General features: G+C 70.7%; 21 protein-coding genes. 13 read left to right on the top strand and 8 right to left on the bottom strand.

The features are described 5' to 3' along the window. The first annotated feature begins 1 nt into the window (after nucleotide 1). From TBR22_RS03895 to TBR22_RS03880, 4 genes are all read left to right on the top strand, one after another. Nucleotides 2–607, top strand: coding sequence for a GNAT family N-acetyltransferase (locus TBR22_RS03895; protein WP_239491646.1), 606 nt, complete (start codon nucleotides 2–4; stop codon nucleotides 605–607). Next, entirely contained in the window at nucleotides 604–1812 is a 1209-nt protein-coding gene (argJ, locus tag TBR22_RS03890; protein ID WP_239491645.1) for a bifunctional glutamate N-acetyltransferase/amino-acid acetyltransferase ArgJ, read from the top strand. The genes TBR22_RS03895 and argJ overlap by 4 nt, the downstream gene beginning before the upstream one ends. 165 nt (nucleotides 1813–1977) lie before the next feature. After that, entirely contained in the window at nucleotides 1978–2958 is a 981-nt protein-coding gene (gene argF, locus TBR22_RS03885; RefSeq protein ID WP_239491644.1) for an ornithine carbamoyltransferase, read from the top strand. Between the two features lie 10 nt (nucleotides 2959–2968). Then, on the top strand, nucleotides 2969–3193 hold the full coding sequence (locus tag TBR22_RS03880) for a hypothetical protein (RefSeq protein WP_239491643.1): 225 nt from the start codon (nucleotides 2969–2971) through the stop codon (nucleotides 3191–3193). Nucleotides 3194–3279: 86 nt separating this feature from the next. Here TBR22_RS03880 and TBR22_RS03875 read toward each other — a convergent pair whose 3' ends face one another. The 3 genes from TBR22_RS03875 to TBR22_RS03865 are packed head-to-tail and all read right to left on the bottom strand — an operon-like array spanning nucleotide 3280 to nucleotide 6965. After that, on the bottom strand, nucleotides 3280–5406 hold the full coding sequence (locus TBR22_RS03875) for a S9 family peptidase (RefSeq protein WP_239491642.1): 2127 nt from the start codon (nucleotides 5404–5406) through the stop codon (nucleotides 3280–3282). 15 nt (nucleotides 5407–5421) lie between these two features. Continuing rightward, nucleotides 5422–6195, bottom strand: a complete 774-nt coding sequence (locus TBR22_RS03870; RefSeq protein WP_239491641.1) for a sulfite exporter TauE/SafE family protein — start codon at nucleotides 6193–6195, stop codon at nucleotides 5422–5424. Next, entirely contained in the window at nucleotides 6192–6965 is a 774-nt protein-coding gene (locus TBR22_RS03865; protein WP_239491640.1) for a LamB/YcsF family protein, read from the bottom strand. Before TBR22_RS03865 ends, TBR22_RS03870 begins: the two co-directional genes overlap by 4 nt. Before the next feature lie 733 nt (nucleotides 6966–7698). On the opposite strand from TBR22_RS03865, the gene TBR22_RS03860 reads away from it, so the two are divergent. Both TBR22_RS03860 and dps read left to right on the top strand, forming a co-directional pair. Next, a complete protein-coding gene (locus TBR22_RS03860) occupies nucleotides 7699–10488 on the top strand; it encodes a M14 family zinc carboxypeptidase (RefSeq protein ID WP_239491639.1) in 2790 nt (929 codons plus the stop codon). A gap of 68 nt (nucleotides 10489–10556) precedes the next feature. Next, complete coding sequence (gene dps / locus TBR22_RS03855; RefSeq protein WP_239491638.1) at nucleotides 10557–11066, top strand: DNA starvation/stationary phase protection protein Dps; 510 nt, start codon at nucleotides 10557–10559, stop codon at nucleotides 11064–11066. 34 nt (nucleotides 11067–11100) lie between these two features. Here the strand turns inward: dps and TBR22_RS03850 are convergent, their stop codons facing one another. From TBR22_RS03850 to TBR22_RS03840, 3 genes are read right to left on the bottom strand one after another with little or no spacing between them, the layout of a single operon-like run. Then, nucleotides 11101–12123 (bottom strand): ComEC/Rec2 family competence protein, encoded by a 1023-nt coding sequence (locus TBR22_RS03850; protein ID WP_239491637.1) that lies wholly within the window; start codon nucleotides 12121–12123, stop codon nucleotides 11101–11103. A gap of 58 nt (nucleotides 12124–12181) precedes the next feature. Further along, on the bottom strand, nucleotides 12182–13294 hold the full coding sequence (locus TBR22_RS03845; RefSeq protein WP_239491636.1) for a heparan-alpha-glucosaminide N-acetyltransferase domain-containing protein: 1113 nt from the start codon (nucleotides 13292–13294) through the stop codon (nucleotides 12182–12184). Beyond that, entirely contained in the window at nucleotides 13287–13697 is a 411-nt protein-coding gene (locus tag TBR22_RS03840; RefSeq protein ID WP_239491635.1) for an OsmC family protein, read from the bottom strand. Before TBR22_RS03840 ends, TBR22_RS03845 begins: the two co-directional genes overlap by 8 nt. Nucleotides 13698–13924: 227 nt before the next feature. On the opposite strand from TBR22_RS03840, the gene TBR22_RS03835 reads away from it, so the two are divergent. From TBR22_RS03835 to TBR22_RS03825, 3 genes are read left to right on the top strand one after another with little or no spacing between them, the layout of a single operon-like run. Continuing rightward, the gene (locus TBR22_RS03835) at nucleotides 13925–14215 is read left to right on the top strand and encodes a FeoA family protein (RefSeq protein WP_239491634.1); all 291 of its coding nucleotides are present in this window, start codon (nucleotides 13925–13927) and stop codon (nucleotides 14213–14215) included. Between the two features lies 1 nt (nucleotide 14216). Beyond that, the gene (locus TBR22_RS03830) at nucleotides 14217–16229 is read left to right on the top strand and encodes a ferrous iron transporter B (protein ID WP_239491633.1); all 2013 of its coding nucleotides are present in this window, start codon (nucleotides 14217–14219) and stop codon (nucleotides 16227–16229) included. Continuing rightward, entirely contained in the window at nucleotides 16229–16438 is a 210-nt protein-coding gene (locus TBR22_RS03825; RefSeq protein WP_239491632.1) for a hypothetical protein, read from the top strand. Before TBR22_RS03830 ends, TBR22_RS03825 begins: the two co-directional genes overlap by 1 nt. 200 nt (nucleotides 16439–16638) lie before the next feature. Here the strand turns inward: TBR22_RS03825 and TBR22_RS03820 are convergent, their stop codons facing one another. Then, nucleotides 16639–17928 carry a M20 family metallopeptidase gene (locus TBR22_RS03820; RefSeq protein ID WP_239491631.1) on the bottom strand — a complete coding sequence of 430 codons (1290 nt, stop codon included), beginning with the start codon at nucleotides 17926–17928 and terminating at the stop codon, nucleotides 16639–16641. A 127-nt stretch (nucleotides 17929–18055) separates the two neighbouring features. On the opposite strand from TBR22_RS03820, the gene TBR22_RS03815 reads away from it, so the two are divergent. From TBR22_RS03815 to TBR22_RS03805, 3 genes are all read left to right on the top strand, one after another. Then, the gene (locus TBR22_RS03815; protein ID WP_239491630.1) at nucleotides 18056–19342 is read left to right on the top strand and encodes an acetyl-CoA hydrolase/transferase family protein; all 1287 of its coding nucleotides are present in this window, start codon (nucleotides 18056–18058) and stop codon (nucleotides 19340–19342) included. A 69-nt stretch (nucleotides 19343–19411) separates the two neighbouring features. Beyond that, nucleotides 19412–20677, top strand: a complete 1266-nt coding sequence (locus TBR22_RS03810) for a dipeptidase (RefSeq protein WP_370651480.1) — start codon at nucleotides 19412–19414, stop codon at nucleotides 20675–20677. Further along, nucleotides 20677–21306, top strand: a complete 630-nt coding sequence (locus TBR22_RS03805) for an SGNH/GDSL hydrolase family protein (protein ID WP_239491628.1) — start codon at nucleotides 20677–20679, stop codon at nucleotides 21304–21306. The genes TBR22_RS03810 and TBR22_RS03805 overlap by 1 nt, the downstream gene beginning before the upstream one ends. Before the next feature lie 37 nt (nucleotides 21307–21343). On the opposite strand, the gene TBR22_RS03800 is transcribed toward TBR22_RS03805, so the two are convergent. Then, nucleotides 21344–22186: a glutamate--tRNA ligase family protein gene (locus TBR22_RS03800; RefSeq protein WP_239491627.1), complete on the bottom strand. Its 843-nt coding sequence runs from the start codon at nucleotides 22184–22186 to the stop codon at nucleotides 21344–21346. Nucleotides 22187–22368: 182 nt separating this feature from the next. On the opposite strand from TBR22_RS03800, the gene TBR22_RS03795 reads away from it, so the two are divergent. Next, nucleotides 22369–22932 carry a cob(I)yrinic acid a,c-diamide adenosyltransferase gene (locus tag TBR22_RS03795; RefSeq protein ID WP_239491626.1) on the top strand — a complete coding sequence of 188 codons (564 nt, stop codon included), beginning with the start codon at nucleotides 22369–22371 and terminating at the stop codon, nucleotides 22930–22932. The last annotated feature ends 35 nt before the right edge of the window (nucleotides 22933–22967 follow it).

Raw genomic sequence — 22967 nt, 5'->3', positions numbered from 1 at the left:
GGTGACGTCGAGCCTCTCCCCGATCGAGGTCGTGCAGTCGCGCGACCTGCCCGAGGGTTACACCATCGCCCGTGGCCGGTCCGATCAGGCCGAGGCCATGCACGGCCTCATCATGGGCGCGCTCGACGAGGGCCACCTGCTCCCGCGGACGCTCGAGGACCTCCGGCGCCACGCGGAGCGCTTCCTCGTCATCATGGCCGGCGAGGCGCTGGTCGGCTGCGCGGAGCTCGCGCCGCTGAGCGGCACGGTCGCCGAGGTGCGATCGCTGGTGATCGACCGCGCGCACCGCGGCAAGCGGCTCGGCCCGGCGCTGATCGAGTCGCTCGGGGCCACGGCGCGCCGCGAGCAGTTCGGCACGCTGTGCGCCTTCACGCACGAGGCGACGCACTTCGTCCGCCTCGGCTTCACGATCGTTCCCCACACCTGGCTGCCCGAGAAGATCGCGACCGATTGCGTCGGCTGCCCGAAGTTCCGCACCTGCGGGCAGTACGCGGTGGCGCTGCCGCTGCGCGGCACGCAGATCGGCAGCATGACGGCCGTGCGGCACGGTCGCCGCGCCGCCCAACCCCGGACCGCCGACTCGTCCGTCCTCGTCCTGCATCGATGATCACGACCATTGAAGGTGGCATCACCGCGCCGGCCGGCTTTCTCGCCGCCGGCGTGCACTGCGGCATCAAGGCCAATCCCGAGAAGCTCGACCTCGCGCTGGTGGTCTCCGACAGGCCGGCGACCGCGGCTGCGGTGTTCACGACCAACCTGGCCGTCGCGCCGCCGATCGTCGTCTCGCGCGACCACCTGCAGTCGACGCGCGGCCACGCCCGCGCCGTGGTGGTGAACTCGGGCTGCGCCAACGCGTGCACGGGTGACCAGGGGCGGCAGGTCGCCCACCTGATGGCCGCCGAGACCGCCCGCGCCATCGACTGCGACCTCGAGGAGGTCCTGGTCATGTCGACCGGCGTCATCGGCGTGCAGCTCGATCCGCGCACGGTGACCGGCGGCATCATCGCCGCCGCCGACGTGCTGTCGGTCGACGGGCACATGCGCGCCGCGCGCGGCATCATGACCACCGACCCCTTCCCCAAGGAGCGTGCCGTCGAGGTCACGACGCCGGCCGGCACCTTCCGCATCGGCGGCATCTGCAAGGGCTCCGGCATGATCGAGCCCCGCATGGCAACGATGCTCGGCATCCTGACGTGCGACGCGGCGGTGCCCGCGCCCCTGCTGCAGCGCGTGCTCGGCGAGGTGACCGAGCACACCTTCAACGCGATCACCGTCGACGGCGAGTGCTCGACCAACGACTGCGTCGCGCTGCTGGCCAACGGCGCGAGCGGCGTGACGATCGGCGAGGCCGACGTGCCGGTGCTGTCCGACGCCCTGTACGAGGTGTGCCGCTTCCTGGCCACCGAGATCGTGCGCGGCGGTGAGGGCGCCACCAAGCTGGTGACGGTGCAGGTGACCGGCGCCCGCACCTACGACGAGGCCAAGCAGGCGGCGCGCGCCATCGCCAACTCGCTGCTCGTGAAGACCGCGATTCATGGCGGCGACCCCAACTGGGGCCGGCTGGTGGCGGTGGCCGGGCGCGCCGGGGTGGGCTTCGTGCTGCAGGACGCCGCGGTACGCATCGGCGACATCGTGCTGTTCGAGGGCGGACGCCCGTTCGACGAGCGCGCGCCGCAGGCCGCCGAGTACCTGCAGGGCAAGGACATCAGCGTGAGCGTCGACCTCGGCACCGGCGGTGGCGAGGAAGCCACGATGTGGACGTGCGACCTGAGCAAGGAGTACGTGCAGATCAACGCGGAGTACCGGACGTAGGCCGAACGCCGGCCTTGGTCATTCGGCCGTCGGCCTTCGAGCCCTGGCCGTGCGCCTTGGGCCTTGGGCCTTGGGCCTTGGGCCTTGGACCTTGGGCCTTGGGCCTTGGGCCTTTGATCTTCCCCTGAGCCTTGGGCCCTGAGCCCTGAGCCCTGAGCCTGTTCCATGCCTACACGCGCCACTCGCACGCCCAGGTCCCCCAGGGCCGTCCGCTCGCTCCGTACGCAGCACTTCCTGTCGCTGCCCGACCTGTCGCCGGCCGAGCTCGCCGACGTGTTGCAGGCCGGCCTGCAGCTGAAGAAGGAGCGGGCCAGGGGCGTGCGTCGCTACGGGGCGACGGCGCTGGCCAACCAGCACGTCGCGCTGCTCTTCGAGAAGCCGTCGCTGCGCACGCGCTGCACGTTCGAGATCGCCGTGCGCGAGCTCGGCGGCGACGTGATCGCCCCCCCGCAGGACGTCGCCATGGGCGAGCGCGAGCCGATCGCCGACGTCGCCCGCAACCTCGAACGCTGGGTGTCGGCGGTGGTGATCAGGACCTTCGCGCAGGACCGTCTCGTGGAGTTCGCGACCGCGGCGCCGCGCCTGCATGTGGTCAACGCCCTCACCGACGAGGAACACCCCTGCCAGGCGCTGGCCGACCTGCTCACCCTCGCGGAGCTGTTCGGCGAGCTGCGCGGCAGGACGATCGCCTTCGTGGGCGATGGCAACAACGTTGCGGCCTCGCTGGCGCAGGGCGCGATGATGCTCGGCATGCACGTCAGGCTCGCGGCGCCGGCCGACTACGAGTTCACGCCGCAGACCGTCGCCCAACTCGAGGGCCTGGCGCGCAAGGGCGCCACCTACACCCTGATCCGCGATCCGCGCAAGGCGGTGCAGGGCGCCGACGCCGTCTACACCGACGCCTGGACGTCGATGGGGCAGGAAGCCGAGGCGCAGCACCGCCGGAAGGTCTTCGCCCCCTATCAGGTGAACGAGGCCCTGATGCGCACGGCCGGCGACGCCGTCTTCATGCACTGCCTGCCCGCCCACCGTGGCGAGGAGGCGACCGACGAGGTCATGGACGGACCGGCCTCCATCATCTTCGACCAGGCCGAGAACCGCCTGCACGCGCAAAAGGCCTTGCTCATGCTCCTCATGGGCAGGTGACAATAGGCGCATGCTTCGCGGCATCCAGATCGGCGTCCTCACGAAGCTGCAGCCCGTCAGCATCCACGGGCAGGTCTCCTACGACGTCCACTACGTCAAGGCCGACGACGAAGACCTCGTGCCGCAGGTGGCGAGGGTCGGGGGAGAGGACGTGGACACCGGGCTCCACCCCGGCGACCGCGTCAAGCTGCACATCCTCCTCAACCAGGTGACGAAGGTCGAGCGCGACGGGTAGAGGAATGACGCCGAACGGGCGTCGGCCAAGGCCGACGCCTACACGTTTCCTGGGCGTAGCCGTCGCCCTTGGGCGACGGTCAGGCCTCACTTCGACGCAGGCGGCTGCTTGTTCAGCCAGTGGTCGAACCAGCTGCGGATCCGCTCGAGGCGATCGACGAGCAGCCAGGGCTCGCCGGTGCGCGAGAGGTCGTGCGTCGACCGCGGATAGGCCACCAGTTCCACCGGCACGCCACGCTTCTTGAGGGCCATGAACCACTGCTCGCCGTCGCCGGGCGGCGTCCGCCAGTCCTGGTCGCCGTTGATGATCAGCGTCGGGATGCGCACCTTCTCCACGTAGGAGATGGGCGACAGCCGTCGATAGAGCTCGCGCTGCTCCCACGGCGGGCCGAAGAACTCGTGCTCGGTCAGCCGCTGGGCATCCGACGTGCCGTACCAGCTCTCCCAGTTGGTGATCGACCGGCTCGTCACCGCCGCCGCGAAACGCGTGGTGTTGGCGCTGAGCCAGTTGGTCATGAAGCCGCCGTAGCTGCCCCCCGACACGCCGAGCCGTTTCGGGTCGATGTCCTTGTAGCGCGCCAGCGCCGCATCCACGCCCTTCAGGTAGTCCTCGGTGTCCAGCTCGCCCCACTTGCCGCGCGTTGCGTAGGTGAACGCGTGGCCGTACCCCGACGACCCGCGCGGGTTGGGGTACAGCACGAAGAAGCCCGACGCCGACAGGATGTGGAACGTCGAGAACCAGGTGTTGCCGTACTGGGTGTGCGGGCCGCCGTGGATCTTCAGCACCATCGGGTACGATCGCCCCGGCTCGTAGGCCACTGGCTTCACCAGCCAGCCCTCGACGGTCGTGCCGTCGGCCACTCTCCACGTGAGACGCTCCGGCGGCACCAGCGTCACGCGCGACAGCCAGGCCTCGTTGAACCGCGTCGCCTGCTGCGCGCGGCTGCCGTCGCCGGCGGCGACGAACAGCTCAGGCGGTGAGAGCGGCGAGTCGAGCCGGTAGGCCATCACCGCGCCGTCGCGGCTCTCGGACGCGCCCTTGATCGTGACCTCGCCGCGGGTCACCGCCGCGACTGCCCCCGAGCCGTCGGCTGGCACCTCGAAGACGTGCGCATTGCCGTTCATCTCGGCGTCGAACCTGACGCGCTGCCCGTCCGCCGTCCACCGCGGCACGCCGGGCACGCGGTCCCACGCGCGGGTCAGGTTGCGCGGCGAGCCGCGCAGGCTGCCGTCGGAGGCCAGCTCCGCGACGAGGATGTCGGTCTCCTCGCCGACCGCCGCCTGGAACAGGAAAGCCATCCGGTCACCGCGCGGCGACACGGACGCCGACCGCTCGGCGCCAGGATTGCGCGTGAGCCGGCGCGGTTCCCCGCCGGTGCGGGCCACGGCATAGATGTCGGCGGTCAGGTCGCGATTGAGCTCGTTGTCCTGCTGGTCGTCGCCCGTGAAGAGGATGGTCGTGCTGTCGGGCAGCCACTCCAGTTGCGACGGGGCGAAGGCCAGGCGCGTCACCTGCACCGGCGTGCCGCCGGCGGCGGGCACCACGAAGATCTGGGCCACGTCGCGCGTCGCATAGTGCGGCATCCACGTGAGCGTGCCGTTGGACTTGTAGCGCGTCGAGGTGACGACGCGCCCATCGAACCGCTTCGCGTCGAGCGTGCGCGAGACCGCATCGGGCGCCACCCAGCCTTCGCGTTCGTCCTTCTTGTCGGGCGTCCCGTCACCGTCCCTGTCGCGCATCGGCGCCTTCACGTAGGCGATCCACTTGCCGTCGGGCGACCAGGTCGGCTCGCCCTCGACGCCGGCGACGTGGAAGGCCTCGCCGCCCTGGGCGCCGACCCGCGCGAACCACGTGCCGTTCTCGTCCTTGTCGCGCTTCGAGGTGAACGCGAGCAGCGTGCCGTCCGGGCTCCAGCGTGGCTGCCCCGAGTTCTCGGTCGGCGACGTGAAGCGGTACGCCGCGCCCGACGGCGCGCCACCGGCGATCGGCTGCAGCCAGATCTCGCGATGCCGCGTGTTCTCCTTCTCGACGATGGTCATCACCGTGAAGGCGACCAGGTCGCCCTGCGGCCGCATCGCGACCTCCTCGACAGTGACCTCGCTGTAGAAGTCGGCCGGCGTGAGCCCGCGGGTCTGCGCCGCGCCGGGACGGCCCGCGCCGACCACCAGCATCGCCATGCACCACACCAGATGTCCGCGCGTCGCTCGCCCCATGAGTCTCCCTCGTCCTCAGATCAGCCCGATCGCCATCGCCACGGCCACCAGCAACAGCAGCACCGCAATCACGTGCCGCACCGCCTCCATCGTCAGGCGCTCCAGGTAGCGCCGCCCGACCAGCGCGCCCGCGAACGCCGCCGCGATGGCCACCAGCAGCAGCGTCTCGTCGATGGCTTGGCGATGCGCGCGGAAGCCCCGAGCATAGACGCCGAGGCGCGACACGTCGATCAGGCAGGCGATCGCCACGCCTGTCGCGATGAAGGCGTCCCGCGACAGGCCGGCTCGCGCGAGGAACGCCGAGCGCAGCGCGCCCTGCATGCCCGACACGCCGCCCGCGAGGCCGCTGAGCACGCCACCGAGCGGGATCAGGCTCGGCGGGAACGTGAGGGCCTTCCACCGCGGCACCCACTCCACGAGCACGAACACCAGCAGCAGCGCGCCGATGAGCACACGCGCCGTCGTCACCTGCAGGACCCGCGTGCCGAGCGACCACGAGAACAGCGGCGGCTGCGCGGAGACGTGCACCAACCACCACGCGCCGAGCAGCGAGGCGACCAGCGCGGGGAGGCCGAAGCGCGCCACGATCGGCCAGTCGGCCCGGCGGCCGACGAGCGCGAACTTGAACAGGCTGTTGAGGAAATGCACCACCCCCGTCGCGGCTATCGCCCGCTCCAGCGGCATGAACAGCGCGAACACGGGCATGAGCAGCGTGCCCAGCCCGAAGCCCGAGATGAAGGTGAGGGCCGAGGCGAGGAACGCGACGGTACCGACCAGCAGCAGCGTCACGCGCGATCCTCCGAGGGCGCGAGAGCCGGCACGATTCTGACGCCGGCCGCCCTCAGCGCCGCACGGACGCGGGCCGCCATCGCCGCGGCGCCGGGGGTGTCGCCGTGCACGCAGAGTGTCTCGAGCGGCAACCGGATCAGCTGCCCCGACCGCGCCGTGACCAGGCCCGTGCGCACCCACGCGAGCGCCCGCACGCTGGCCGCGTCGGCGTCGTGCAGCACTGCGCCCTCCACCGCCCTGGACGTGAGCGACCCGTCATCTTCGTAAGCCCGGTCGAGGAAGCCCTCCGCGACGACGCGAAGGCCCGCGGCGTGGCCGGCGTCGGCAAGCGCAGTGCCGTGGGGCGCGTACAAGGCCAGGGCCGCATCGACGGCGACGATGCCCGCCACGATCGCCTCGGCGACGCGCCGGTCGTGCCCCGCGAGGTTGTACAGGGCGCCGTGGGGCTTCACGTGGCGCACCGGCACGCCTTCCAGGGCAGCGAGTCCGGCCAGGCGCTGCACCTGGCGCGCGACCTCGTCACGGACCTGCGCCGGCGACAGCGGCAGCACCCGTCGCCCGAAGCCCTCGCGATCGGGGAACGACGGATGCGCGCCGACCTGCACGCCGCCAGCCGCCGCGGCACGCGCCGTGAGTCTCATGCTCTCGTCGTCGCCGGCGTGCGCTCCGCAGGCGATGTTGGCGGAGGTGACCAGGCGCAGCAGGGCCAGGGCGTCCTCGAGCGGCGGTCCGTCGTGCTCGCCCACGTCCGCGTTCATGTCGAGACGCACGGAGGACACGATACCGGAAGGAGAAGGGGCGGGCGCGGATCCGGGATCGACGATCGGGGATCGAGGATCGCGGATCGGGAGGGGGAGACGGGAGAAGGGGGAAGAAGGGAAGGGCGAAGGGAAGAACGGGCAGAGGCCGCGCAGAATTGCGTGGCCTCTGCTGCCGACGATATGGCTCCCCAGCACTGTGGCATCGTGCCACAAACATACCGCCGACAGCCTTCACTGGAGCAACGGGCATGCCAGAAGGCGCTCCGATGCGATCAGGCTTGTTTTGTCGAAGGAAATCGCCAATCGCCGACCGCGAGGCGACCGCGGCGATCACGAATGTGGGGCTCGACTGACAACTTTGGTCGTGGCCCGGCGATCACGTCGTGCCGACGGTACGGCCCAGGGCCGAGGACGTTCCTGCAAACGCGAGAAGGCCCGTCGCACCTTGACGGCACGACGGGCCAGAGAAGTACGCAGAGGCCGCGCGATGCCGCGTGACCCCTGCTGCCGACGACCTGGCTCCCCAGCAATGTGGCCTCGTGCCACAAACAAGCCGCCGACGCCTGGAACAAGAGCAACCGGCATGCCACACCAGCAAATGGCGTGATACGTCGGGATCTCGCGCGGTGGTCGGGGCGGCACGGGCGCGGCGCGACTCGGCGATCACGAAAAGGGACGTGTCGATCACGAATCTGGTGGGCGGCATTTCCCTCGGTGCCGGGCTGCGGCCATAATCCGCGGCATGTCCGCGCGCCTTCCTCGATGGGTCCTCGTCCTGCTCCTGGCACTGCCCCTCGGCGCGGTGCCGCATGCGCAACCGGCCGCGCGTGACGCGACGCGCACGCGCACCTCGTCGGCCTCGGCAGCCACCGATCCCGACTTCGCGGCGCGCGTCCGCGAGTGGACGACCGGGCCGGAGTTCCTGAGCCCCCTGGTCGACCACCTGCCGCTGGTGAAGGGCATCCCCACGCCGAAGGACGTGCTCGGCTATCACGTCGGCACGCCGAAGCGGCTCACCAAGACCGCCGACGCGCTCGCGTACTACCGCGCGCTCGAGAAGGCGTCGCCGCGCATCCGCGTGACGACCATCGGCAGGACCGATGAAGGCCGCGAGGTCAACGTCGTCTACGTCGCGAGCGAGTCGACCATGAAGCAGCTCGACACGCACATCGCGAGCCTGGGCCGGCTCGCCGATCCTCGCGGCCTGTCGGAGGACGAGGCGCGCCGGCTGGTCGCGAGCACGCCGCCCATCTATCACCTGATGGCCGGCCTGCACAGCGCGGAGACGGGGCCGCCGGAGATGCTGATGGAACTCGCCTACCGGCTGGTCGCGGAGGACACCCCGCTGATCCGGCAGATCCGCGACCGCATCATCGTCAGCTTCACGCCGGCCAGCGATCCCGACGGGCGCGATCGCTACGTCGACTGGTACCGCAAGTACATGGTGGACATCACCGAGGAGAAGGACCGCATCACCGGGCCTCCCTACTGGGGGAAGTACATCTTCCACGACAACAACCGCGACATCAATTACTCGCAGGTCACGTTGCGCGCCCACCTCGAGTGGTACCTGAAGACGCACCCGCCGGTGATGCACGACCTGCACGAGTCGGTGCCCTTCCTCTACACCTTCTCGGGCCAGGCGCCGCAGAACCCGAACCTCGACCCGATCGTGTACGGCGAGCTGCCGATGTTTGCCAACTTCGAGATGATGCAGCTCACCAGGTACGGCATGCCCGGCGTGTGGACGCACGGGTTCGTCGACATGTGGTCGCCCGGCTATCTCGCCTTCATGTCGTCGAACCACAACGGCCTGGTCCGCATGTACGAGACGTTCGGCAACGGCGGCGCGACGACGATGAAGCGGCGGGTGGCGCCACCGGACGGCGGCGCCGGGCAGACCAGTCGGGAGTGGTACCGGCCGTTGCCACCGTACAAGGAGGTCACGTGGTCGATGCGCAACAACACCAACTACATGCAGACCGCCGTGCTGTCGGCGCTGCAGTACGCATCGGCCTTCCCCGAGGTGCTGGTCGAGAACTTCTACAGGAAGAGCCGCAACAGCCTCGAGGCCGGCAGGACGGAGGCGCCGTACGCCTACATCGTGCCGGCAGGCCAGCCCGACCAGACGCGCGTCGACACCCTGCTGTTCCTGCTGATGCGTCAGGGCATCGAGATCTCGCGGGCGACGGCTGACGTGAAGGTGGCCGACACGGTCTACCCGGCGGGTTCGTACGTGATCCGTCGCGACCAGCCCTATGGACGGCTCGTCAAGACGCTGCTCGAGAAGCAGACCTTTCCCGACCCCTCGCTGCGCACCTACGACGACACCGGCTGGACGATGGGGTTGATGTTGCAGGTGGACGTCAAGCCGATTGCCGACAAGGCCGTCCTCGAGGCACCGGCCTCACCCGTGACCGATCTGGCCCGCAAGGGCACGGTGTCGGGCCCGGCGGCGCCGGCAGCATGGGTGGTGCCGCACCACGGGTCGAACGACATGGTGCGCCTGCGCCTGGCGCTCGGCCGCACCGTGGACGTGCGCGCCACGTCGGCCGGCTTCAGCGTCGGCGACGTGAGGTACCCGGCGGGGTCGTTCATCGTGCCTGCCTCGGCCGGCGCCGCATTGACCGACGCCGTCACGTCGCTCGGACTCGCCGCAACCGGCCTGGCCACGATGCCGGACGTCGCGACCGTGGCCGTCGACCTGCCACGGCTGGCGATGTTCTCGACCTGGGGCCGGACGCAGGAGGTCGGCTGGGTGCGGCACGCCTTCGACACGTTCGGGATCCCTTACGACCTGATCTACAAGGAGCGCGTCCGCCAGGGCTCGCTCCGCCAGGCGTACGACGTGATCCTTGTGCCCAACCAGGCGACGACGGGCAAGTCACTCGTGTACGACGTGGAGCGCAAGGGCGGTCCCCTGGCCTACCGGAAGGATCCGCAGTTCCCGACGCTGGGCCAGTACGGTGAGTCCGACGACATCACGGGCGGGATGGGCCTCGAGGGTGTCGTCCAACTGCAGAAGTTCGTCGAGGACGGCGGCGTCCTCGTCACCCTCGGCGCGTCGTCGTACATGCCGGCCGAGTTCGGGCTCCAACGCACCGTCACGGCCACGCGGCCCACCGCCGCCTTCTATGCCCCCGGCCCGATCGTCGAGGTGGAGGTGCTGCGACCGGAGCACCCGATCTTCTTCGGCTACGCGAAGACCCGTCTGCCCGTGCGGTACGCCAATGGACCGCTGTTGCAGGTACCGACCGAGGACGTGGCCGAGCAGGTCCTGATGCGATTCACCGGTGGCGACGAAGGCGTGCTGAGCGGGCTCATGCGCGGGTCGGCGGAGATCCGTCGCCGTCCGGCCCTCGTGGACACGCCGATGGGGCAGGGACGGGTCGTCGCTTTTGCCACCAATCCCTGCTACCGCTGGCAGAACCACGGCGAGTTCGGGATGCTCTTCAATGCGGCGGTCCTGTTCTGGAACGACGTCCCCGCGAAGAAGGCCAAGGAGGCATCGACGGTCACGGCCGCGCAGTGACCAGGCGGCCAGTGGTGGATCCCATGGTCGTGGTTGCCATGCCGTGGCGGTGGCGCGTCTAATCGAACATGACCACCCGAACCACTGCAGAGGTGCCGCTCACCGCCACCAAGCACGGCCTCGACGTCGAGACACGCACGCAGGCGATTGCGTTGCTGAACGCGCGGCTGGCCGACGTCATCGACCTCGAGCTGCAGGCCAAGCAGGCCCACTGGAACGTCAAGGGGCCCAATTTCATCGGCCTGCACGAGCTGTTCGACCAGGTGGCGGAGGCTGCCGCGAAGTTCAAGGACGAGATCGCGGAGCGCGCCGTCATGCTCGGCGGCATCGCGGTCGGCACGGCGCAGGCCGTCGTGGAACGCACGACACTGCCGCCCTACCCGGCAGAGGCACAGGACTGGCACGCGCACGTGGACTGCGTCTCATCGGCGCTGGCCAGGTTCGGGACCGCGCTCCGACAGGCGATCGAGGACGCGACGGAGCTCGAGGACGCCGTGACCGCCGACCTGTTCACGGAAATCGCCCACGAGATCGACAAGTACATGTGGTTCGTCGAGGCACACGCGTCGCGCCCGTAGGGGGAGGCGCAGCAACGCGGCCCGGGACCGGGCCCTACCTGTTCGACGCGTACGCCCGCTTGTCGCCGGTGCGGTGGTTCACCACCTCGTACCGGCCATCGGCGCGGACGTGGATGCTCACCATGTGTCCGGCGTCGGGGGCCTCGTCGAGATTGGCGATGAGTTCCGGCGTCGTGTTGTCGCCGGGCCCCGTCGCCACGTTGCGGTGCAACTGAAAGAGCGCCTGCAGCGACGGCAGCGCCTTGAGGGCCTGCACCGTCGTCGGCGAGCCGCCCTTCTTCGCGCCGTTGTTCATCACCGCCACGGTCGGGGCGAGCGCCTGCAGCACCAGCGGGTGGTTGCTCTGGTCGAGCCCGTGGTGCGTGACCTGGTAGACGTCGACCTTCGGGAGCGTGTTGGCCGGACACACGAGCTTTGCCTCGACGTTCCAGGTCAGGTCGCCGGCGTCGAAGAAGTCGAACGCCCCGTAGGCGAGCGTGAAGCCCAGGCTGCGAGCGTTGTCCGACGGGTCCTCCGGCTTGGGCGCGACAGTGGCGCACGCGGCGTTGGCAGGCGCGCCGGCCCTGGTGTGGACCACGCCGTGCCCGGCGACGAACGACAGCACCACGGGCGGCCCACCAGCGGCGCCCTTCAGCGACAGCGTGTCTCCCGGCTTCAGCGTGTGGCGGTCGCTGACCACGGCGACGTACGCCTCGTAGTTGCTCGCGTAGTCCTGCGCGTACGGCGGGCTCATGGGGCCGTGGTCATGGAACTGCCCGATCGGCACGGCGGCCTTCAGGGCCGGGACGCCGCCGACGTGATCGGTGTGGTAGTGCGTGGTGATCATGTGGTCGATCCGCGAGATCCCGGCGGCCTGCATCGCGGCACGGATGCGCGCGACGTCGCGCCCACCGTTGCCCGGCCACCCCGCGTCGACGAGCACCGACTCGCGCCCCGGCGACACGATGAGCGTCGCCGCGCCGCCCTCCACGTCCACGTGATAGATGTCGAGCGTCGGCTGCGCCGACGCGGTGGCGGCGACGAGCAGGGAGGAGAACAGGGAGATGGCAACTCGCATGGGGTTCCTCGCCGTCAGGCGTCAGGCGTTAGTCGTTAGTCGTTAGTCGTTAAAAGCGTCAAGCGTCAAGCGTTATCCAAGGCGCGTCCTTGTCCCAGTAGCGGGACTTGGCCATGGCCAGCACCAGCATGAGGAGCGTGAAGAGCGCGAAGGCGACGAGCGCGCCGTTGAACGACAGGGCCTTGTGGAGGCGGATCGACGGCACGCCGTAGACCAGCTCGACGTGCACCCAGTAGATGAACAGCGAGGTGCGCCCCAGCAGCTCCATCGGGCTCCAGTGGCGCGGCGGCGTCAGCCGCGCCCAGACACCCCCTGGTGCGAGCCCGAAGTACAGCATGCCGAACACGGCGGTCATCGCGCCGAGCCGGATCGCGAAGAACGCCGGTGATGTCGTCCAGAAGTTCGAGCCGGGCAACAGCGTCGGGCGGAACGAGAGCTGGTAGGCGATCACCGCCACCACGAGCCCGCCCGCGACGCACCAGCCGTGGAACCTGTCGCGCGCCTCGGCGGTCGTGGTGGCGAGCCACTCGCCGAGCGCCAGGCCCGCCAGGGCGAAGGCCGCCCACGGGAACAGCGTGAAGGTGCTGCGGGCCGGCGGCGGCCGGAGGTAGGCCTCGATGGGGTCGGGGATGAGGGCAGGCCAGGTCCAGACGCGCAGCAGCGGCGTGAGCACCAGCACCGCCAGGGTCGCGGCCGTGGCCAGCGACACCCGACCTCGCCGAGTCGACGCGCGGCCCCACAGCCACCCGGCCGCGACCAGCGACAGGCCCATCACGTTGAGGATGTCGACCTTGAGGATGCCGTACAGCGTCGCGCCGGCGCTGAACAGCCAGGCCTGCAGGCGGAACAGCAGGGCGAGCCCGAAGATCGCCCACCCGCGCTTCTGCAGCATCCAGCTCGCCTCGGCCACCGAGGCGCCGCGCCTGACCCGTGCATGCGCCGCGAGCGGCACGGCGAGGCCGGCCAGCCAGAGGAAGAGGGGCGCGCCCATGCCCGCGAGCACGAGAAACCAGAAATACGGGCGCGACTGACGCGTCGGGCCGACCACCGTCCAGGCGTCGACCACGTGCGCGAGGATCATGATGACGACCGCCAGGCCGCGGAGCCAGTCGATGTAGCCGGCTCGGTGCCGTGACGGCCGCGGGGTCCCTGGCGGGGCCGGTTCAGCCATCCACGCGAGTGTACGTGACCTCGAGCGGCGCGTCCCGCCGCAGGCTGTGCCACACCGAGCAGTAGGTGTCCCTCGACAGCGCGATGGCGCGCTCGATGGCCGCATCGGGTACCGGGCCGGTGATCTCGTAATGCAGGATCCAGCCGGTGAAGTAGGACGGCGGCCCGTCGGCCCGCGTACCTGTGACCTTCACGCGGAGTGCCCGCAGGTCGTGCCGTCCCTTCTTGAGGATGCTCACGACGTCGATGCCCATGCAGGCGCCGAGGGCGAGCGCGACGGCCTGCGTCGGCGATGCCCCCTCGGCGCCATCGCCATCGAGCACGGGGCCGGAGCCGGTCGCGAGATGTGTGTCGAACACCTGGTCGTGGTTCCAGGTGAGGCTGACTTCGAGTGTCTTGGCCATGGGCGGTAGCGGAAAGGAGGCACCGGGGGAGGGCGCGGTCTCCAACCGCGCCGTTGGTATGAGTCAGGAGCCGGCCGGGCGCCTGTGAGTTGGATGCGCCCGACCCGCCGGTGGTGACACCACATCGTGCGACTTGAGAAACAGTCTCAGTTCCGTGCTAGGATCGACGCAGAAATCGGACCGGGCAGGTCGCCATCTTCCGATGGGCCACGCTCGGACGCCTCCCAATGGCCAAGCACGCCGTCTCCCCCGCGCCTTCGGGCGTGGCGCAACCCGCAGGGTCTCCCATCCCGCTGAGTTCGCTGCGTGATGGTGCGATCGCCCGCTTCAAGGCGACCGCCGAACTCGACCCGGCGTCGTGCGACCTCCTCCGCGCGCTCGGCCTGACCCGCGAGTGCCAGTTGACCCTCTGCAAGGCTGGCGAGCCCTGCATCGTCCAGGTGCGCTCCACGCGCATCGGCCTGTCGCAGGCCGTGGCCAACGGCATCATGGTGGTCCCCGAGTCGCACGAGGGCTGAGATGGCGGTCGACGCGCCGGAAACGGCAAGCCCGCGTCGCGTCGTCGCGCGTGAACCGGCCCGGATCGCACTCGTCGGCAATCCCAACACCGGCAAGACCACGCTGTTCAACCGCCTGTGCGGGGCACGGGCCAAGACCTCCAACTTCCCCGGCACCACCACCACGTCGCGGGTCGGCCGCGCCGCCCTGCCCGGCGAGTGGCTGGCCGACATCATCGACCTGCCCGGCCTGTACGAGCTCGCGCTCGACATGCCGGAGACGCGCATCGCCCGCGACGTGCTCAGCGGCTCGGGGCTCTACCGCCAGCCCGACGCCGTCCTGGTCGTGATCGACGCGTGCAACCTGACGCGCAACCTCGTGCTCGTCGGCGAGCTCCTCGCCTACCGCCTGCCGGTCGTGGTCGCCCTGAACATGATCGACCTCGCGCAGGGCCGGGGCCTGACGATCGACGCCCGCAAGCTCTCGGAGCGACTCGGCTGTCCGGTGATCCCGATGATTGCCCGGCGCGGCGACGGCGTCGACGAGGTCCGCACGGAGCTGGCGCGCGCGCTTGCGCAGCCACACGCCTATCATCCGGCCGAGGCGGGCGTGCCGGCCGGAGGGGCCACGATCGAGGCCCTGACGCTGTGGGCCGACGACGTGATGTCCTACAGCGCGGGCCGGCCCTCGTCGCCACACGCGCGGGACGCCTTCACGGAAGGGCTCGACAGGGTCTTCACGCATCCCGTGTTCGGACTCGTGGTGTTCGTGGTCGTGATGGGCGGCCTGTTCTACACGCTCTTCGCGCTCGCCACCATCCCGATGGACCTGATCGAGGCGACGTTCGCGCGTCTCGGCGACTTCGCCTCCGGCCTGCTGCCCGACGGTCCCGTGCGTGATCTCGTGTCGCAGGGCATCATCGGCGGCGTGGCGGGCACGGTGGTCTTCCTGCCGCAGATCTGCCTGCTGTTCTTCCTGATCAGCCTGCTGGAGGACACCGGCTACCTGGCGCGGGCCGCCTTCGTGATGGACCGCGTGCTGCGCCGGTTCGGGCTGCCCGGCCACGCGTTCGTGCCGCTGCTGACCTCGTCGGCGTGCGCGCTGCCCGGGATCATGTCCACCCGCCTGATCCCGGATCGCCGCGATCGCCTGGCCACGATCCTCGTCGCGCCCCTCATGAGCTGCTCGGCTCGCCTTCCGGTGTACGTGCTGCTCACGAGCCTGTTGTTCCCACGTCATCCCCTGTACGCGGCCGCGGCATTCACGGCGTGTTACCTGCTGGGGGCGCTCGCAGCCCTGGGCACGGCCATGGTGTTCGGCCGCACGTGGCTGCGCGGCAAGGCTCGGCCGATGGTGCTGGAACTGCCGACCTACAAGTGGCCGTCGCTGGCCAACGCCGTGATCACGGCCAAGGATCAGGGGCTGTCGTTCCTGCAGACGGCCGGCACGGTGATCATGGCCATCTGCATCCTCATGTGGTGGCTCAGCGCCTACCCACACACGCCCGCGCCGGAACGCGCGACTGCCTTGCGGGCGCAGGCCGAGCGCACGACGGATGCGACCCGGCAGCAGGCGCTGGTCGAAGAGGCCACCCAGCTCGAGGCCCGCGCCCAGCAGCGGGGCTCGATCGCCGGCCGGATGGGTCGGCTGGCGCAGCCCGTGTTCGCGCCGCTCGGCTTCGACGCCCAACTGACCGTCGGGATCCTCACGAGCTTCCTCGCGCGCGAGGTGTTCGTGTCGACGATGTCGGTGCTGGTCGGTGGGTCGGGCGAGGCCGACGTGGATGCCGGCGTGATCGAGCGGATCCGCGGCGCGGCGCGCGACGACGGCACGCCGCTGTTCACGACGGCGACCTCGGCGAGCGCGCTGGTGTTCTTCGTGCTCGCCATGCAGTGCCTGCCGACGCTCACCGTGACCCGTCGCGAGACAGGGTCGGGGCGGTATGCGGTCCTGCAGTTCGCGTACATGTCGACGCTGGCGTACGTCACCTCGCTGATCGTCTACCAGGCGCTCCGGGCCGGGGGGATCGCGTGATGTTCGGCGGCGCGAGCGCCGGCGACCTGATGCAGCACGCCACGGTGTCGCTCGTGGCGCTGGGGGCGCTGGGGGTGGTCCTGCGACGCGTGCTCGGCGTGTTCGAGCCGCGCCCGCCGGCCGGTCAGGCCGGCGCCGCGGGCGGGCCGCACGCGGCGGGTCCTGCCTGCAGCCACTGCGCCGCGAACAAGCCGCCGCAGCGGCCGTAAGGGCCGCTTCACGGGCAGGCGTCGCCGCCCGTTCAGGTGCAGGCGTCGGGGCCGTTCAGCCGTAGGCGTCGGGCTTGCCCGACGCTCAGCGAGGCATCACTGACCGTCGCCCCAGGCGACGGCTATCGACTGAAGGGTAGGGCCGTGTGTCCCACGCGGCCGCTGTCGACCAACGGCGCGGTCGGAGACCCGCCCTACCGCTACTTCCTGAACAGGTAATCGAGCGTCACCCCGGCGAGCGCGCGGACGCCGATTGGCATGGCGGTCTCGTCCATGTCGAAGTATTCGGTGTGGATCATCGCGGTGATCTTCTTCTCGGTGTTGCCGACGCCGAGGAAGAAGAACAGCCCCGGCATGCGCTGCTGGTAGAGCGCGAAGTCCTCGGCGCCCATCTGGGGCGGCGGCGCGAGGATGCGCGCCCTGTCCCCCACGGCCTCGGCGAGCACCGGCACGCTGGCCGCGGCCAGCGACTCCTCGTTGAAGGTGACGGGATTGCCGACGGGCCAGTCGAGCGTGTAGGTCGTGCCCGAGGCTTCGGTGAGGCCCTTCAGCATCCGCTCCATCAGCCCGCGCACGCGCTCGGGACCGTCCTTGGCGAGGGTGCGCAGCGTGCCGGTGAGGGTGACGCTGTCGGCGATGATGTTGTAGCGGTTGCCGCCCTGGATGGTGCCCACCGACAGCACGATGGGCTCGGCCGCGTTGTTCATGCGGCTCGGGATGGTCTGCAGCGCCGACACCACCTGCGCCGCCACGGGGATCGGATCGACGCCGGTGTGCGGGTACGCGGCATGCGTCTTCTTGCCCGTGATCGTGATGGTGAACCTGTTGCTGCTCGCCATCGCCGGGCCGAGGTTCACGCCGATGGTGCCGGCCTGCAAGGTGGGCATCACGTGCAGCCCGAAGATCGCCGACGGCGCCGGGGTCGCGAGTCCGCTGTCGTCGAGCACGCGTTGGGCGCCCGTGAGGCCGCCGTCCGGATCGCCCTCCTCGGCCGGCTGGAAGAGGAACACCACGGTGCCGGGGATGTCGGCCCGCATGCGGCTGAAGATCTCGGCGACGCCGAGGGCGATGGACACGTGCCCGTCGTGGCCGCACGCGTGCTTCACGCCGGGCACGGTGGACTTGTAGGGCACGTCGATCAGCTCGGGGATGGGCAGCGCGTCCATGTCGGACCGCACCGCCACGACCTTCCCGGGCTTGCCGCCCTTCAGCACGGCGACGACGCCGGTGACGCCGACGCCCTCGCGCACGGAGTCGAACTTCAGGGACCGGAGCCGGTCGGCGACGAGCTTCGCGGTGCGGGTCTCGCGGAACCCGAGTTCGGGATGCGCGTGGATGTCGCGCCGGGTCGCCACGAGGGCCGGCGCCATCGCGGCCGCCTCCGCTGCCACCCGCTGTCGGAGTTGGGCGGGCAAGCTGACGTCCTGGGCGGCCGTCGTCAGGGGCAGGCCGAGCACCAATCCCGATGCGAGGAGGGTCGCAAGTCGCATCCGGCGATGGTACCTGTTCCCGGGGCGGGTCCGGGCGTCGGCCGTTCCGTGCGCAGCCCTGCGTGCCACCCTGCCCGATCCCCGATCCTCGATCCGCGATCCCGATCCCCGATCCACAATACCCACCATGAATTCCGACTGGACCTCCCGCGCGGTATCGGCCGACGAGGCGGTCGCCGGCATCCGCAGCGGCATGAAGATCTTCGTGCACGGTGCGGCGGCCACGCCGACCACCCTGCTCGAGGCGCTCGCGCGTCGCACCGATCTCGAAGGCGTCACCATCTACCACCTCCACACCGCTGGCCCGGCGCCGTTTGCCGAGCCCGACAAGGAGGGCCAGTTCCGCTCGGTGTCGCTGTTCACCGGCGCCCCGCTGCGTGGCCCGATCAACGAGGGGCGCGCCGACTTCGTGCCGATCTTCCTGTCGGACATCCCCGGACTCTTCCTCTCCGGGCAGGTCAGGCTCGATGCCGCGCTGCTGACACTGTCGCCGCCGGATCGCCACGGGTTCTGCACCCTGGGCACGTCGGTCGACGCGGCCCGTGCCGCGGCCGACACCGCGACGCTGGTGATCGCGGAGGTGAACAGCCGGATGCCGCGGACGCGCGGCAACGTGGTGGTGCCGGTGAAGCGCCTCGACGCCTTCGTGGCCAACGACCGGCCGCTCCACGAGCACGAGCCGGCGCCGGAGACCGAGATCGAGGCCGCCATCGGCGAGCTGATCGCGGAGCTCGTCGAGGACGGCTCCACGCTGCAGATGGGCATCGGTGGGATTCCCGACGCGGTGCTGCGGCGCCTTGGCAACAAGCTGGAGCTCGGCGTGCACACCGAGATGTTCTCGGACGGGCTGATCGACCTGCAGCTGAACGGCGTGATCACCAACCGGCACAAGGTGGTGCACCCCAACCGCACGGTCACGTCGTTCGTCAACGGCACGCGACGCCTGTTCGATTTCGTGGACGACAACCCGCAGGTCGAGTTCCACCCCTGCGACCGTACGAACGACACGGCGCAGATCCGGCGCAACCCGCGGGTCGTCGCCATCAACTCGGCGCTCGAGATCGACCTGACCGGCCAGGTGTGCGCCGATTCGATCGGTTACCGCATCTTCTCCGGCATCGGCGGGCAGATGGACTTCATCCGCGGCGCGGCCCTGTCGCCCGGCGGCAAGCCGATCATCGCGCTGCCGTCCACTGCGGCGAAGGGGACGCTGTCGCGCATCGTGCCATCGCTCAAGCCCGGGGCCGGCGTGGTCACCACCCGCGGCCACGTGCACTGGATCGTCACCGAGTACGGAGCGGTCAACCTGCACGGCGCCTCCATCAGGGAACGCGGGGAGATGCTGATCAGCATCGCGCATCCCGACTTCCGCGGCGAGCTCCGCAAGCAGCTCGCCGAGATCCGTCACGTCTAGGGATCGAGGGCACGCATGCGCGCAGGAATGATGGGAAGGCTGACCGCCGGGCAAGCCCGGCGGCTACACGTGGTGAGCGTGGCGCTGTGCGTCGGCCTGGCCACGATCAGTGCCCAGGCGCAGGCCCCCGCGGTGGTCGAGCGGGCGCTCGCCAGGGCGCCGGTCTTCGACGGCCACAACGACCTGCCGTGGGAGATGCGGGTACGCGCCGACTACGACTTCGACCGGATCGACGTGTCGAAGCCGCAGCCGCAGTTGATGACCGACGTGCCGCGCCTCCGCGCCGGCCATGTCGGCGGCCAGTTCTGGTCGGTGTACGTGCCGGTGGACCTGCAGGGCGACGCCGCCGTCAGCGCGACGCTCGAGCAGATGGATGCCGTGCACCAGATGGTGCGGCGGTACCCGTCGGTCTTCGCACTCGTGCGCACCGCCGACGAGGCGGAGCGGGCGATGAAGGCCGGCAAGGTGGCCTCGCTGATGGGCGTGGAGGGCGGCCACTCGATCGACAGCTCGCTCGCGACGCTGCGGGCGCTCCATCGGGTGGGCGCCGGCTACATGACACTCACTCACAGCAAGAACGTGCCGTGGGCCGACTCCACCACCGACACCCCGAGGTCCAACGGCCTGTCGGCCTTCGGCGAGGAGGTGGTGCGGGAGATGAACCGGCTGGGGATGCTCGTGGACCTCAGTCACACGTCGGCCGACACCATGGCCGACGCCATCCGCGTGTCGAAGGCGCCGGTGATCTTCTCGCACTCGAACGCGCGCGCCGTGTGCGACGTGCCGCGCAACGTCCCCGACGACATCCTGCGTGAGGTCGCCCGCACCGGCGGGATCGTGATGGCGACGTTCGTGCCTGGCTTCGTGTCGCCAGAGGTGGCCGCGTACAACCGGCGGCTCACCGCCGAGACCACGCGGTTGCAGGCGCAGTTCGGCGCCGACGCAGCCGGTCTCAAGGCGGCCGTGGACGCCTGGAAGGCGGCCAACCCCGAGCCACGCGCCACGATTGCACAGGTCGCCGACCACATCGACCACGTGCGCAAGGTGGCCGGCATCGACAACATCGGCCTCGGCGGCGACTTCGACGGCATCACGTCGGTCGTCCAGGGCCTCGAGCACGTCGGCACCTACCCGGCCCTGCTGGCGGAACTCGCGCGTCGCGGCTACACCGAGGACGACCTGACGAAGATCACCAGCCGGAACATCCTGCGCGTGATGCGCGCCGCAGAGGCCGTCGCTGCCTCGATGAAGGCCGAGGCGCCCTCCATCAGGACGATCGAGGGCGTGGACCACGTCACCAAGCGCGGCCAGCCGGTCGCCCCCGCCGCACGGTGATGGACGACGGCCGGGCCGCCGCCCACGGCCCGGCGCGGACGATCGTGGCGCTGGGCGACTCGACGACGGCGGGGACGCCTGGCTTCCTGTCGCCGGTCGAGGCACCGCCTGACGGCGCGGGGGACGCCACGAGCCAGTACGCGTGGTGGCTGATGCAGGCCGAGCCGACGTGGCGCGTCCTCAATCGCGGCGTCAACCGCGAGCGCACCGAGCACATCGCCGCCCGCATGGAGCGCGACGTGTTCGCGCATGCACCCGACCTGCTGATCCTGCTCGCCGGCGTCAACGACGTGTACGACGGCGACGAGGCCTCGGCCATCGCGACGCGCCTCGAGGCGATGTACGCGCGCGCCCTGGACGCCCGCATCCCCGTCGTCGCCTGCAGCATCATCCCGTTCGACTCGGCCACGCCGGCGCACATCGCGTGCATGCACGCCGTGAACGCCTGGATCGCCGACCTCGCCGTGCGCACCCCGCACATGGCGTTCTGCGACACGCGCGCGGCAACGGCGCACCCCGACGCACCGGACCGCCTGCGCGAGTCACCGGACGGGCTGCACCCCTCGCCGGCGGTGTACCGGCGCATGGCGGATGCGCTGCGTCCGGTGGTCCGCGCCGTGCTCGGGTAGCGGCGCGAACAGCCGGCCGCGCCTGTTCCTTCCGCGTTCAGCGGGGCAGCGTGATGGGGCCGCGCGGGCCGGCGGCGGGATCCCACCGCGGCAGCGCCTCGGCCAGCGACGAGGCCCCGGGGATGCCGAGCCACGGCAGCACCACGCGCCACACGTCGGCCGGCGTCGCCCCGGCGTCGCGCATCGCGCCGACGTGCGCCGAGCCGTGCGACTTGGACAGCTTCTTCCCGTCGGCGCCGAGGACGAGCGGCGCGTGGAGCCACCGTGGCGGCGGCGCGCCAAGCGCCTGCCAGAGCTGGATCTGCACCGCCGTGTACTCGAGCAGGTCGCTGCCCCGCACCACATCGGTGACGCCGTCGGCGACGTCGTCGGCCACGACGGCCAGGTTGTACGACACCAGGCCGTCGCGGCGGACGAGGATCGGGTCGCCGAACGTGCGCGGGTCGGTGCGCTGCGGACCCCAGCGACGGTCGACGAACGTCATCGGACCCGCGTCGAGCCTGAACCGGATCGCCCCGTCAGTGTGGCCGCGATCCACGCAGTGGCCCTGGCACCCGGCGCCGGCGGGCAACGGCTGCTCGCGCATGGCGCGCGTGCACTGGCACCGATACAGGCGCGGCGCCAGCCGCGCGAGCGCCGGCGCGTAGTCGCGCGACGACTGCCGCGCCACTTCCTCGTCGGCCGTGAGCCCCAACCACGCCAGGTCGTCGCGCAGCGACTGCTCCACCTCCGGCCGCGCGCGCGTCACGTCGACGTCCTCGATGCGCAGCAACAGCCGGCCGCCGTCGGCCCGCGCCGACAGCCACGCCGCCGCGAACGCGCACACGTTGCCCAGATGCAGCCGTCCGGAGGGCGTGGGGGCAAGACGACCGACGATCACGGGCTCAAGGATGCCTCAAACCGGCGGAGCTACAGGCGTCGTGCGACAGGCCACCCGTGGAGCGGCCGCCTCCCCTGCCCTGCGAACCCGATGCCCGGTGCCCGGGTGCCCGGTGCCCGCTGCCCGGTGCCCGGTGCCCGGTGCCCGGTGCCCGGTGCCCGGTGCCCGCTTATGATGGTGAGATGCCTCGCCTGACCCGCATCTACACACGCAAGGGAGACGATGGGACGACCGGGCTCGGGGGTGGGCAACGCGTCCCGAAGGACGCGCTGCGCGTCGCGACCTACGGGACGGTCGACGAGCTGAACTCCGCGATCGGCGTTGCGTTGGCGCACGGCCTGGTGCCGCGGCTGGCCGAGACGCTGCCGGTGGTGCAGAACGAGCTGTTCCACCTCGGGTCCGACCTGTGTTTCCTGGAGGAAGACAAGGCCACCTACCGGATCCCGCAGATCGAGGCCCGGCACGTCGAGGCCCTCGAGCGCCTGATGGACGAGCTGAACGAGGTGGTCGGGCCGATCGAGAACTTCATCCTGCCCGGCGGCGCGCCAGGCGCCGCGCACCTCCACGTCGCCCGTACGGTGTGCCGCCGCGCCGAACGGGAGGCGATCGCGCTGGCGCACGCCGAGCAGGTCGGCGCGTTCGTGATTCCTTACCTGAACAGGCTCTCGGACGCGTTGTTCGTCATGGCGCGCTACGAGAACCACCAGCGCGGCGTGCCGGAACCGCTCTGGAACAGCACGCTGTAAGGACTCGCCGGGACCGCCCCGACACGCGTCAGCGC

It is taken from the genome of Luteitalea sp. TBR-22 (assembly GCF_016865485.1).
Classification (GTDB): domain Bacteria; phylum Acidobacteriota; class Vicinamibacteria; order Vicinamibacterales; family Vicinamibacteraceae; genus Luteitalea.
Note: the sequence above shows the minus strand (reverse complement) of the source record. Positions and strands in the feature narration are given on the sequence as shown.